This is a genomic window from Delftia sp. WSY_7 (assembly GCF_043104845.1).
Taxonomy (GTDB): domain Bacteria; phylum Pseudomonadota; class Gammaproteobacteria; order Burkholderiales; family Burkholderiaceae_C; genus Comamonas; species Comamonas tsuruhatensis.
Genome location: NZ_JBICLB010000051.1, coordinates 79934 through 91849 on the forward strand (window position 1 = coordinate 79934; position 11916 = coordinate 91849).

Sequence of the window (11916 nt, forward strand, 5' to 3'; positions counted from 1 at the left end):
GCAGGCATGAAGGCGGCGCAGTCCGCCTGAGGCCCCCTCCCCACATTGGCTGATTTGGAATCCAACATGGTGTCTGCCGTTCCGACCAGCCCAAGGCCTGGCGCCGACGCTCCTGTGCCCGCACCGTCCGGTGCGGCGCGCAAAGGGCGCGGCGCCAAGCGCGTTTTGCCCGGCTTCGGGCTGACCTTGGGCTATACGCTGTTTTATCTGAGCCTGATCGTGCTGATCCCGCTGTCGGCACTGTTGTTCAAGACCTTCTCGCTCACCTGGCCCCAGTTCTGGGAGGCCGTGGCCTCGCCGCGCGTGCTGGCCTCGTACCGGCTGACGTTTGGCGCCTCGTTTGCGGCGGCCTGCGTGAACCTGGTGTTCGGCCTGCTGATCGCCTGGGTGTTGGTGCGCTACAAGTTCCCGGGCAAGAAGATCGTCGATGCGCTCGTCGATCTGCCCTTTGCCCTGCCCACGGCCGTGGCCGGCATTTCGCTGACCGCCTTGCTGGCCGGCAACGGCTGGGTGGGCCAGTACCTGGAGCCCTACGGCATCCAGCTGGCCTTCAACCCGAACGGCGTGGTCATTGCGCTGATCTTCATCGGCCTGCCCTTTGTCGTGCGCACGGTGCAGCCGGTGCTGGAAGACTCCGAGAAGGAGCTGGAAGAGGCGGCCACCAGCCTGGGCGCCTCGCGCTGGCAGATCTTCTACAAGGTAATCCTGCCGGCCATCACGCCCGCGCTGCTCACGGGCTTTGCCATGGCCTTCGCGCGCGCCATCGGCGAGTACGGCTCGGTCATCTTCATCGCGGGCAACATGCCCATGATTTCCGAGATCACACCGCTGATCATCATCGGCAAGCTGGAGCAATACGACTACGCCGGCGCCACGGCCGTGGCCGTGGTGATGCTGCTGTTCTCCTTCGTGATGCTGCTGGTCATCAACGCGCTGCAGGCATGGCAGCGCAAGCATTCGGGAGGGGCTTGAGATGGCGTTGTCTCCACAGGAAGCATTGCTTCTCAAGATCATTGGCGCGGTGCTGGTCGCCGTGCTGGTGCTGTACAGGCTCACGGCGCCCCCGAAGGGCCGGCGTGAAAAGCTCTCCACCACCGAGCCGCGCGCTGTGCGCTGGATTCTCACGGGCATTGCGCTGACCTTCATCGGCCTGTTCCTGGTGCTGCCGCTGGCGGCCGTGTTCACCGAGGCGCTGCGCAAGGGCTGGGATGCCTATGTCGCCGGCCTGCAGGAGCCCGATGCCTGGTCGGCCATCAAGCTGACGCTGATCACGGCGCTGATCGCCGTGCCGGTGAACCTGGTGTTCGGCGTGGCGGCGGCCTGGTGCATTGCCAAGTTCCAGTTCCGTGGCAAGGCCTTTCTGATCACGCTGATCGACCTGCCGTTCTCGATCTCGCCCGTGGTGGCGGGCCTGATGTACGTGCTGGTGTTCGGCGCCCACGGCTGGTTCGGCCCCTGGCTGGCCGAGCATGACATCAAGATCATCTTCGCCGTGCCCGGCATCGTGCTGGCCACCATCTTCGTGACCTTCCCCTTCATCGCGCGCGAGCTGATCCCGCTGATGCAGGCGCAGGGCAGCGACGAGGAGCAGGCCGCCATCGTGCTGGGTGCCACGGGCTGGCAGACCTTCTGGAAGGTCACCGTGCCCAACATCAAGTGGGGCCTGCTGTATGGCGTGATCCTGTGCAATGCGCGCGCCATGGGCGAGTTCGGCGCGGTGTCCGTGGTCTCGGGCCACATCCGTGGCCAGACCAACACCATTCCGCTGCATGTGGAGATCCTCTACAACGAGTACCAGTCCGTTGCCGCCTTCGCTGCCGCATCGCTGCTGGCTCTGCTGGCCCTGGTGACCCTGGTCATCAAGTCGGTGGCCGAGTGGCGTGCCGAGCACCAGGCCAAGGCCGCAGCCGAGCTGCCTCCCGAGCGCCCCACGCCGGCTTCCCAGGCATCCCGTGTGCCGCAGGTGTCCTGAGGCCCGCGCCCCGACCAGAAAAGAGCAAGAGCAAGACCATGAGCATTGAAATACGCAACGTCAGCAAGCAGTTCGGCGATTTCCAGGCCCTGCGCGATGTGAGCCTGGACATCCAGTCCGGCGAACTCATCGCGCTGCTCGGCCCCTCGGGCTGCGGCAAGACCACGCTGCTGCGCATCATCGCGGGGCTGGAGACGCCCGACGTGGGCAGCATCCACTTCAGCGGCGAGGACACGACCGACGTCCATGTGCGCGAGCGCAACGTGGGATTCGTGTTCCAGCACTACGCGCTGTTCCGCCACATGACGGTGTTCGAGAACGTGGCCTTCGGCCTGCGCGTGAAGCCCCGCAGCCAGCGCCCAAGCGAAGCCCAGATCCGCGACAAGGTGATGAGCCTGCTCAAGCTGGTGCAGCTGGACTGGATCGCGGACCGCTTTCCGTCCCAGCTGTCGGGTGGCCAGCGCCAGCGCATCGCGCTGGCCCGCGCCCTGGCGGTGGAGCCCAAGGTGCTGCTGCTCGACGAGCCCTTCGGCGCCTTGGATGCCAAGGTGCGCAAGGAGTTGCGCCGCTGGTTGCGCCACCTGCATGACGAGCTGCATGTGACCTCCATCTTCGTGACCCACGACCAGGAAGAGGCACTGGAAGTGGCCGACCGCGTGGTCGTCATCAACCAGGGCCGCATCGAGCAGGAAGGCACGCCCCAGCAGGTCTGGGACAACCCGGCCACGCCCTTCGTCTACGGCTTCCTGGGCGACGTCAACCTCTTCAAGGGCCGCGCCAGCGATGGCCGCGTCTACCTGGACGACGGCACCCAGCTGGACAGCCACGACGCCAAGGGCGCCAGCGACAGCAAGGCCTTCGCCTATGTGCGCCCGCACGATCTGGAGGTGGAGCGCTACTCGCCAGGACAGAACCTGGACGTCCAGGGACGGCCCACGGGCATCGTCGTGCAGCTGGCCCGCGCCATCGTCGTGGGGCCCATTGCGCGCCTGGAACTTATTCCATCGGAGAGCACCGAAAGCACGGACAATGCCGAAGAGGGTGGCCTGATCGAGGCGCAGATTCCTGCGCAGCAGTTCAGGGACATGGCGCTGCGCGAGGGGGAAACCCTGGTGGTGACACCGCGCCGCGCCAAGGTGTTCCTGGACGAGGCGGCTGGCATCTGACGGCGCGGCAACGGTTTCCTGCACCCGCTGAACAGGGCTGCAGCGCCGGGCCGGCGCCGCAGCCCTGATTTCATTCAACCGGGTGACGAAAGACAAGAATGCTTCAATGGTTTGACAACGCTCCGCGCCGCATCCTGGCGCTCATCAGCCTGGCCTGCGTGGCCATGCTGGCCTTCGGCATGTATCTGCAGCATGTGGTCGGGCTGGAGCCCTGCCCGATGTGCATCGTGCAGCGCTACGCGCTGATCGGCGTGGCCATCTTCGCGGGCCTGGGCAGCGCACGCGGCGGGCGCGGCTGGCTGATGGGTTGGGGCATCGCGGCGCTGGTCGCCGCAGGCTTTGGCGCCTTCGTCGCCGCGCGCCAGAGCTGGCTGCAGTGGTATCCGCCCGAGTTCGCCACCTGCGGGCGCGACTTCTACGGAATGATCGAGAACTACTCCATCAGCCGTGCCGTGCCCATGATCTTCCGTGGCTCGGGTGACTGCGTTGCCGTGGACTGGAGCTTCCTGGGCGGCTCCATCGCCAACTGGTCCTTCATCTGCTTCGCCATCATGAGCGTGGCCGTCTTGGTGCTGCTGGTGCGCGGCGCTGCCCGCAGGCGCTGAGCCCTAGGCTGAGGCTTGCGCCAGTCGCCGCTGCAGCGACTGCGCCAGGGTGCTCAGAATCAGCCAGCAGGACGTGGCGCCCGCGTCCAGCACGCCGATGGAGCGCGGCCCCAGCCGGGCCGAGCGCCCGATGCGGGCCTGCAGGTGGCGCGTGGATTCCTTGCCTGCCTCGGCTGCGGCCTCCATGGCCTGCAGCGCCTCGCGGAAACCGGCGCCGGCCTGCAGCGATTGCCGGTAGGCCTGCAGGGCCGGGGCCAGCGTGTCGATGAGGGTTTTGTCGCCCACCCGGGCCTTGCCCATCCCCTGCACATCGGCGACGGCCCGCGCCAGCGCCTGGCCGAACAGGGCGGCATCCATCTCCTGCTCCGGCCCAAGAACATCGGCGAAGCCTTGGAAGAAGCTGCCGTACAGCGGGCCCATGGAGCCGCCGATATCGTCCATCAAGGCCTGGGACAGCTGCTGCAGCGCCGCAGGCAGCTGCGCCGCCTGGCCGGCGTCCATGGCATCGAGCCGTGCGCCGCAGCCGGAAAAGCCCTTGGCCATGTTGATGCCGTGATCGCCATCGCCGATCAGGCCGTCGATCTCGCTCAGGAACTCCCGGTGGCCGACGATGGCCGTGATCAGTTCACGCACGATGCTGCCCGCGCCATCGAGCGCGATGGCCGGCCCTTGGCTGGTGCGCCTTGCGGCTGGGGGGCGGGCGGTTTGTGCCTGTTCCTGCGCCTGTGCCGGCGTCCGTGCCGGAACAGAGGGCAGCGTTGGAATGGCCTCCTGCGCCTGGGGCGGCAGCCCGCCGGCCAGGGTCAGGGCGACTGACTGGCAGGGCGCCTTGAGGCAGGCTTCCAGCGCATCGTCCAGCTGCATCAGCGTGAGTGTGATGCCCATCATCTCCAGCGAGGTGAAGAGATTGCCCACCAGCCGGAAGGCCACATGAATGCCGCGTTCTTGCAGGCGCCGGGCGACCTCGCCATAGAGGATGTACTGCTCCATCAGCGGCGTGGCGCCCAGGCCGGACAGCAGCACGGCCACGCGGTCGCCCGGGGCGAAGGGCAGGTCGGGCAGCAGGGCGCCCAGCATGCGCTCGGCCATCCCGGCCGCCGTGGTCGTGGGGTGCACGGACATGCCGGGCTCGCCATGGTGGCCTATGCCCACCTCCATGCTGCCGCGCTCGATATGGAAATTGGCCTTGCCCACGGCGGGAATGGTGCATGCCGACAGGCCGATGCCGATGCTGCGCGTGCGGGCCATGGCGTGCCGGGCGATGGCGATGACTTCGTCGAGGCTGGCGCCCATGGCCGCCCGGGCGCCCGCCACCTTCCACATCAGGATCTCGCCGGCCACGCCGCGGCGGCTGGCCTCGTCGCCCCGCGCGGCAGAAGGCACGTCGTCGTTGGCCACCACGGTCCTGACCGCCATGCCTTCGGCTGTCGCCATCTGCACGGCCATGGCCACATTCATGTTGTCGCCTGCGTAGTTGCCATACAGGCAGGCCACGCCGGCGCCGCCATCGGCCGCGCGCATGGCGTCGTAGAAGCTTCTGGCCGTGGGGGACGAGAACACCTCGCCCACGGCGGCGGCGTCGCACAGGCCTGCGCCCACATAGCCCAGAAAGGCCGGCTCGTGCCCCGACCCGCCGCCCGTCACGATGCCCACCTTGCCCCTGCGTGGCGCGCCATGCAGGCGCACGACGCGGGCATTGCCTTCGTCGATGCGCAGGGTGTCGCCATGGGCGGCGATCCATCCCTGGAGCATGTCCTCCACCACCCGGTCGGGGTCGTTGATCACGCGGTTGGTCGTCATGCCTTTGTCTCCTCCAGGTGCAGTCCCGGCGGGTGTGCCGAAGACTGTTCATATGATCATTGAGTGGTCATTTTCGATTTGTTGAAATTGGCGTGTCAATGCCTTTTGGCTGTTCAATAGCCAAGGGAAAACGATAGGATTTGATGAATTTTGTAGAAAATTCAACGGGTTACGTATTCATCTTGCCGACTCACATAGCTATCGTTGTTTGACAACTGCTCTTTGATTGAGAAGACTCTCGTAAAACATTGATCAAATGATCATGTGATGGTCTTTTGTAATGAAGGGGATGCCATGAAGCTGGCCATCGGCTGCGACGAAGCCGCCTGCGACCTCAAGAACGCCGTGAAGCAGCACCTGCTGGCCCAGGGCCACGAAGTGGCCGACTTCGGCACGCACGACGGCGAGCCGGTGCTCTACCCCGACATCGGCATCGCGGTGGCGCAGGCCATCGTCCAGGGCCGGCATGAGCGCGGCGTTCTCCTGTGCGGCACGGGCATAGGCATGGCCATTGCGGCCAACAAGGTGGCAGGCATCCGCGCCGCGCAGGCCCATGACACCTATTCGGCCGAGCGCGCCAGCCGCAGCAACGACGCGCAGATCATCACGCTGGGCTCGCGCGTGATCGGGGTGGAGCTGGCCAAGGCCATCGTGGACCGCTTCCTCGCATCGCGCTTCGATGGCGGCAGCTCGGCCCTGAAGGTGGATGCCATCACCGGCTTCGAACGCTCGCAGGCCGCCGCGGCCGGGCGCGGGCAGGGCGCGTGACCATGGACACCGGCACCCGCACCGGCACCGCACTGCTGCAGGCGCGCGGCGTGGCCAAGAGCTTTGGCGGCGTCCCTGCGCTGCGCAACGGCTGCCTTGAGCTGCAGGCCGGCAGCGTGCACGCGCTGTGCGGCGGCAATGGCGCAGGCAAGTCCACCTTCCTGAACATCGTGATGGGCCTGTTGCGGCGCGATGCCGGCGAAATATTGCTCAAGGGCCGGCCGGTGGATTTCGCCACGCCGCACGAGGCGCTGGCGCACCGCCTGTCCATCATCACGCAGGAGCTGTCGCCCATCCCGGGCATGAGCGTGGCCGAGAACATCTTCCTGGGCCGCGAGCCCCGGCGCGCCGGCGTGGTGGTCCGCCATGCCGCGCTGCTGGAGCAGGCGGATGCGCTGCTCAGGCAGCTGGGCTTCGATATCGATCCGCGCGCGCAGATGGGCCGCCTGAGCCTGGCGCAGACCCAGCTGGTGGAGATTGCCAAGGCCCTGAGCCGGCAAAGCGAGCTGATCATCATGGACGAGCCCACCTCGGCCATCGGCGAAAGCGAGACCGCCATCCTCTTCGACGCGATACGCCGCGTGACCGCGCAGGGCGCCGGCATCCTCTACGTGTCGCACCGCCTGACGGAGATCTTCACCATTGCCGACAGCTACACGGTGTTCCGCGATGGCGGCTTCGTGCAGACCGGCGCGCTGGCCGATATCGACCGGCGGCAGTTGGTGAAGCTCATCGTGGGCCGGGAGGTCCGCGCTGCCGCCAGCGAGCGCAGGGCTGCGGCGCCGGGCGAGCCGCTGCTGTCGGTGCAGGGGCTCACGCGCCGGGGCGAGTTCGAGGACATCAGCCTGGACGTTGCCCCCGGCGAGGTGCTGGGCATCTACGGACTGATGGGATCGGGCCGCAGCGAATTCCTCAACTGCCTGTACGGCCTCACGCGCGCCGACCAGGGGCAGGCGAGCCTGGGCGGACGGCCCCTGCCGCGCGGCAATCCGGCGGCGTCGATCAAGGCGGGTCTGGCCCTGGTGACCGAGGACCGCAAGGCCACGGGGCTGGTGATGAGCTCCTCGGTGCGCTTCAACGCCAGCTTGCCCGCACTGCCGGGCCTGCAGCGCGCCGGGGTGGTGGATGGCGCGGCAGAGCGCGTGCTGGTGGGCGGCCTGCTGCAGCGCCTGCGCGTGAAGCTGGCCAGCCCGGCCATGCCGGTCTCGGGCCTGAGCGGCGGCAACCAGCAGAAGGTGGTGCTGGCCCGCTGCATGGCCACCAACCCCGTCTGCCTGCTGTGCGACGAGCCCACGCGCGGCATCGACGAAGGCGCCAAGCGCGAGGTGTACGCCTTCCTGGCCTCGCTGGCCGCGCAGGGCCATGCCGTGGTGGTGGTGTCCTCCGAGGCGCCGGAACTGCTGGAGCTGAGCGACCGCATTGCCATCTTCCGCAAAGGCCGGCTTGACCGCGTGGTGGCCGGCCACGGCATCACGCAGGAGGCGCTGATGCACCTCGCGTCCTGAGCCCGGGCGCTGCCCGTGCTGCGTTTTTCCCCTTGCCTTTCACAACACACAGGAGACATGACCATGCCGTTTTTCCGCTTCACCACCGTGCTTGCCGCCGCGCTTGCCGGTGGGCTGTTCCTGGCCGCAGCGCAGGTCCGGGCCCAGGCTCCGGCCCCGCTGTCGGCACCAGCACCAGTGCCATCGCCGGCCAAGCCCTACCGCATAGGCGCGGCCGTCTATGGGCTCAAGGGCGAGTTCATGCAGATGTGGACCAAGGAGCTGAAGGCGCATCCGGCCGTGAAGGACGGCACGGTGCAGATCACCGTGTTCGACGGCAACTACGACGCGCTGACGCAGAGCAACCAGTTCGACACCATGATCACGCAGAAGTACGACGGCATCCTCTTCGTGCCCATCGACCTGAAGGCGGGTGCGGCGCCCGTGCAGAAGGCGGTGAAGGCCGGCATTCCCGTGGTGGGCTCCAACACGCGCGTGCAGGGCGATGTGCTGACTTCCTACGTGGGCAATGACGATGTGGTGGCCGGCCGCATGCAGGCCGAGGCATTGATGAAGGCCATCGGCGGCAAGGGCAATATCGTCGTCATCGAGGGGCCCATAGGCCAGTCGGCACAGATCGAGCGGGCGCGCGGCAATGACGAGGTGCTGGCCCGCCACAAGGACGTGAAGGTGCTGGCGCGCAAGACCGCCAACTGGTCGCGCGCCGAATCCATGGGACTGATGGAGAACTGGCTGACCGCATTCCCGGGCCAGATCCAGGGCGTGATCGCCCAGAACGACGACGAGGCCCTGGGCGCGGTGCAGGCCATCAAGACCAAGGGCATCGATATCAAGACCATCCCGGTGGTGGGCGTGGACGGCGTGGCCGCCGCCATCACGGCCGTCAAGCGCGGCGAGATGACCACCAATTTCCAGGACGCCCAGGCCCAGGCGCAGGGCGCGCTGGATGTGCTGCTGCGCCAGCTAGTCGGCCCGTCCTACCGGCCGCGCTCGGTGGTATGGAGCGAGTATGCCCAGGCCATGCCCTGGGGCGATGGCACGGCCAAATCCTACGAGGTGCCCTGGACAGCCATCGTGCCCGCCAATGCCGACGCCTTCTTGCAGAAGGTGCGCAAATGAGCGCCGACAGCCTGGAGCGGGACTTCGACGGCCGCACGGCCCTGGTCACCGGCGGCGCGGGCGGCATCGGCCTGGCGATTGCCCGGCAGCTCGCCGAAGGCGGTGCGCGTGTCGTCCTGGTGGACCTGGAGCGGCAGGCACTGGACGTGGCCGCTGCCAGCCTGGCGGAGCCCCGGCACCACCTGGCGCTGGCGGTGGATGTGACCAGGCCCGAGGACGTGGAGCAGGCGGTGGCCACGGTGCTGGAGGCCACGGGCCGCATCGACATCCTGGTCAACAGCGCCGGCGTGGCGCTGCTGGAGCCGGCCGGCGAAATCAGCGAGGCGGCGTGGGAGCGCACGCTGGCCGTCAATCTCACGGCGCCGCTGCTGCTGGCCCAGGCGGTGGCACCGGCCATGCGACGCCAGCGCCACGGACGCATCATCAACCTGGCCTCGCAGGCCAGCGTGGTCGCGCTCAGTCGCCATGCCGCCTATTGCGCCAGCAAGGCGGGCCTGGTGGGACTGACGCGCGTGCTGGCGCTGGAGTGGGCATCGGACGGCATCACCGTCAACGCCATCTCGCCGACGGTGGTTGACACGCCGCTGGGCCGCAAGGCCTGGGCCGGGCAGGTGGGGGAGGCCATGCGGGCACTCATCCCCACGGGCCGCTTTGCGCAGCCCGAGGAGGTGGCGCGGCTGGCCGTGTTCCTGGCCGGTACGCACGCCGGCATGCTGACGGGCGAGAACATCGTCATCGACGGGGGCTACTCCATCCAGTGAGCGGCCTGCCGGCCCCACGCCTTTCTTCCATCAACGCGGGAGTCCTCCATGACGAATCTTCAAGCCGCATCTTCGCCGCCGCTCTTGGGGCGGCGCGCGCTGGACCTGCGCAGCCTGCGCGAGCGCTACGGCGTGGTCATCGCGCTGGTTGCGCTGTGCGCCGCGCTGGCGCTGGCCAACCCCCATTTCATGACCTGGGGCAACTGGGCCGACATCCTGCGCCAGACCTCCATCAACGGCATCCTGGCCATCGGCATGACGTGCGTGGTGCTGACGGCGGGCATCGACCTGTCGGTGGGCGCCATCCTGGCGCTGGCCGGCATGGTCGGCGCCTGGCTGGCGGCCGATGGCCAGGGGCTGGCGGTGAGCGTGGGCGCCGGGCTGGGCGTGGGCATGCTGCTGGGCGGCGTCAACGGACTGCTGGTGGCCTGGTTCGCGGTGCCGCCCTTCGTGGCCACGCTGGGCATGCTCAGTGCGGCGCGTGGCCTGACCTACATCTACAACGACGGCATGCCGGTGTCCGAGCTGCCCGACGGCTTTCTTGCCATCGGCGCCGGCCAGCTGGGCCCCGTGCCCATGCCCATCGTGATCTTTGCCGTTGCCGTCGCGGTGTTCGCCTTCGTGCTGCGCTACACCGTGTATGGCCGCTACATCTACGCCGTGGGCGGCAACCTGCGCAGTGCCAAGACCAGCGGCATCAACACCCGCGCCATCGTGCTGCTGGTCTATGTGGTCAGCGGCCTGCTCGCGGGGCTGGCCGGCATTTTGCTGGCGTCGCGCACCACGGCGGCGCTGCCGCAGGCCGGCGTGTCCTACGAGCTGGACGCCATCGCGGCCGTGGTGATCGGCGGCACCAGCCTGTCGGGCGGCACGGGCAGCCTGGGCGGCACGGTCGTCGGAGCCCTGCTCATCGGCGTGATCAACAACGGGCTGAACCTGCTGGGCGTGTCCTCGTACTACCAGCAACTGATCAAGGGCGTGATCATCGTCGGCGCCGTGCTGCTCGACAGTTCGCGCCGCAGGTCATGAAGCGCTGCGCCCACGTCCTGTCCACCATCTGCAACCCGGGAGAGTTCCATGCAAAACACCCTGCCTGACGCCGCCGATACGAACATGCTGGCCGTGGTCTGCCACGGCCCCAGGGATTACCGGCTCGAACGCGTCGCGCGTCCGCAGGCCGGGCCGCGCGAGCTGGTCATCCGCGTGGCTTCCTGCGGCATTTGCGCGGGCGACTGCAAATGCTGGGCTGGCGCGCCGCGCTTCTGGGGAGATCCGGAAAAAGGCCGCCCCGCCTATGTGCGCCCGCCGGTGATCGCGGGCCACGAGTTCTGGGGCCATGTGGTGGAGGTGGGCGAGGGCGCGCAGGAGCACCACGGCGTGCAGCTGGGTGACCGGGTGATCGCCGAGCAGATCGTGCCCTGCCATGCCTGCCGCTATTGCAGGACCGGCTTTCGCTGGATGTGCGAGGTGCACGATGTCTACGGCTTCCAGGGCCAGGTGGCCGATGGCGGCATGGCCGAGTACATGCGCCTGTCCGCCCGCGCCGTGGTGCACCGGATTCCCGAGAGCGTGGCCTTCGAGGATGCGGCCATCACCGAGCCGCTGTCCTGCGCCATCCATGCCGTCAACCGCGGCGACATCCAGCTCGACGATGTGGTGGTCATCGCCGGCGCGGGCACGCTGGGCCTGCTCATGGCCCAGGTGGCGCGCCTGAAGACGCCGCGCCGGCTGGTGGTCATGGACCTGTCGGACCAGCGCCTGGCGCTGGCACGCCGCTGCGGCGCCGACGTGACCATCAACCCCGCGCGCGAGGATGCCCGCGCCATCGTGCGTGCGCTGACCGACGGCTATGGCTGCGATGTGTACATAGAGACCACGGGCGCGCCCTCGGGCGTGACGCAGGGGCTGGACCTGGTGCGCAAGCTCGGCCGCTTCGTGGAGTTCAGCGTCTTCGGGCGCGAGACCACGGTGGACTGGTCCATCATCGGCGAGGAAAAGGAACTGGACCTGCGCGGCGCCCACCTCAGCGCCCATTGCTACCCCATCGCCATCGACCTGCTGGCGCGCGGCCTGGTCACCTCCGAGGGCATCGTCACCCACCGCTATGCGCTGTCGGAGTGGGAGAGCGCCATCCGGGTGGCCGATTCCATGGACTCGGTCAAGGTCCTGCTGCTGCCCCACGCTGGCGAGGCCCGGTGAGCGGCGCTACACTGCGCGCCT

Annotated in this window: 11 protein-coding genes; 10 read left to right on the top strand and 1 reads right to left on the bottom strand. The window is 68.1% G+C overall.

The window, feature by feature from the left end; genetic code table 11:
• Positions 1 to 66: 66 nt before the first annotated feature.
• The 4 genes from cysT to ACF8ME_RS25630 all read left to right on the top strand — a co-directional run bounded on the left by cysT (position 67) and on the right by ACF8ME_RS25630 (position 3743).
• On the top strand, positions 67 to 972 hold the full coding sequence (cysT, locus tag ACF8ME_RS25615) for a sulfate ABC transporter permease subunit CysT (protein WP_013801696.1): 906 nt from the start codon (positions 67 to 69) through the stop codon (positions 970 to 972).
• 1 nt (position 973) lies between these two features.
• Positions 974 to 1972, top strand: a complete 999-nt coding sequence (cysW, locus tag ACF8ME_RS25620) for a sulfate ABC transporter permease subunit CysW (RefSeq protein ID WP_016453281.1) — start codon at positions 974 to 976, stop codon at positions 1970 to 1972.
• A 38-nt stretch (positions 1973 to 2010) separates the two neighbouring features.
• A complete protein-coding gene (locus ACF8ME_RS25625) occupies positions 2011 to 3138 on the top strand; it encodes a sulfate/molybdate ABC transporter ATP-binding protein (RefSeq protein ID WP_016448258.1) in 1128 nt (375 codons plus the stop codon).
• Positions 3139 to 3236: 98 nt separating this feature from the next.
• A complete protein-coding gene (locus ACF8ME_RS25630; RefSeq protein ID WP_016453280.1) occupies positions 3237 to 3743 on the top strand; it encodes a disulfide bond formation protein B in 507 nt (168 codons plus the stop codon).
• Between the two features lie 3 nt (positions 3744 to 3746).
• On the opposite strand, the gene dhaL is transcribed toward ACF8ME_RS25630, so the two are convergent.
• Positions 3747 to 5543, bottom strand: a complete 1797-nt coding sequence (dhaL, locus tag ACF8ME_RS25635; protein WP_392418752.1) for a dihydroxyacetone kinase subunit DhaL — start codon at positions 5541 to 5543, stop codon at positions 3747 to 3749.
• 294 nt (positions 5544 to 5837) lie between these two features.
• On the opposite strand from dhaL, the gene rpiB reads away from it, so the two are divergent.
• The 6 genes from rpiB (at position 5838) to ACF8ME_RS25665 (ending at position 11895) form a co-directional block, all read left to right on the top strand.
• Positions 5838 to 6311, top strand: coding sequence for a ribose 5-phosphate isomerase B (rpiB, locus tag ACF8ME_RS25640; protein WP_012206383.1), 474 nt, complete (start codon positions 5838 to 5840; stop codon positions 6309 to 6311).
• 2 nt (positions 6312 to 6313) lie between these two features.
• Positions 6314 to 7816: a sugar ABC transporter ATP-binding protein gene (locus ACF8ME_RS25645; protein ID WP_392418755.1), complete on the top strand. Its 1503-nt coding sequence runs from the start codon at positions 6314 to 6316 to the stop codon at positions 7814 to 7816.
• 63 nt (positions 7817 to 7879) lie between these two features.
• Positions 7880 to 8935 carry a substrate-binding domain-containing protein gene (locus ACF8ME_RS25650; protein ID WP_013801702.1) on the top strand — a complete coding sequence of 352 codons (1056 nt, stop codon included), beginning with the start codon at positions 7880 to 7882 and terminating at the stop codon, positions 8933 to 8935.
• Positions 8932 to 9696, top strand: coding sequence for a GolD/DthD family dehydrogenase (locus tag ACF8ME_RS25655; RefSeq protein WP_392418758.1), 765 nt, complete (start codon positions 8932 to 8934; stop codon positions 9694 to 9696). Before ACF8ME_RS25650 ends, ACF8ME_RS25655 begins: the two co-directional genes overlap by 4 nt.
• 48 nt (positions 9697 to 9744) lie before the next feature.
• The gene (locus tag ACF8ME_RS25660; RefSeq protein ID WP_392418761.1) at positions 9745 to 10725 is read left to right on the top strand and encodes an ABC transporter permease; all 981 of its coding nucleotides are present in this window, start codon (positions 9745 to 9747) and stop codon (positions 10723 to 10725) included.
• A 48-nt stretch (positions 10726 to 10773) separates the two neighbouring features.
• Positions 10774 to 11895, top strand: a complete 1122-nt coding sequence (locus ACF8ME_RS25665) for an alcohol dehydrogenase catalytic domain-containing protein (protein WP_392418764.1) — start codon at positions 10774 to 10776, stop codon at positions 11893 to 11895.
• The last annotated feature ends 21 nt before the right edge of the window (positions 11896 to 11916 follow it).

What these genes read in the sequence shown, in the direction of transcription:
- cysT (WP_013801696.1), top strand. Translation starts at nt 67, where the DNA reads ATGGTGTCTGCCGTTCCGACCAGCCCAAGGCCTGGCGCCGACGCTCCT.
- cysW (WP_016453281.1), top strand. Translation starts at nt 974, where the DNA reads ATGGCGTTGTCTCCACAGGAAGCATTGCTTCTCAAGATCATTGGCGCG.
- ACF8ME_RS25625 (WP_016448258.1), top strand. Translation starts at nt 2,011, where the DNA reads ATGAGCATTGAAATACGCAACGTCAGCAAGCAGTTCGGCGATTTCCAG.
- ACF8ME_RS25630 (WP_016453280.1), top strand. Translation starts at nt 3,237, where the DNA reads ATGCTTCAATGGTTTGACAACGCTCCGCGCCGCATCCTGGCGCTCATC.
- dhaL (WP_392418752.1), bottom strand. Translation starts at nt 5,543, where the DNA reads ATGACGACCAACCGCGTGATCAACGACCCCGACCGGGTGGTGGAGGAC.
- rpiB (WP_012206383.1), top strand. Translation starts at nt 5,838, where the DNA reads ATGAAGCTGGCCATCGGCTGCGACGAAGCCGCCTGCGACCTCAAGAAC.
- ACF8ME_RS25645 (WP_392418755.1), top strand. Translation starts at nt 6,314, where the DNA reads ATGGACACCGGCACCCGCACCGGCACCGCACTGCTGCAGGCGCGCGGC.
- ACF8ME_RS25650 (WP_013801702.1), top strand. Translation starts at nt 7,880, where the DNA reads ATGCCGTTTTTCCGCTTCACCACCGTGCTTGCCGCCGCGCTTGCCGGT.
- ACF8ME_RS25655 (WP_392418758.1), top strand. Translation starts at nt 8,932, where the DNA reads ATGAGCGCCGACAGCCTGGAGCGGGACTTCGACGGCCGCACGGCCCTG.
- ACF8ME_RS25660 (WP_392418761.1), top strand. Translation starts at nt 9,745, where the DNA reads ATGACGAATCTTCAAGCCGCATCTTCGCCGCCGCTCTTGGGGCGGCGC.
- ACF8ME_RS25665 (WP_392418764.1), top strand. Translation starts at nt 10,774, where the DNA reads ATGCAAAACACCCTGCCTGACGCCGCCGATACGAACATGCTGGCCGTG.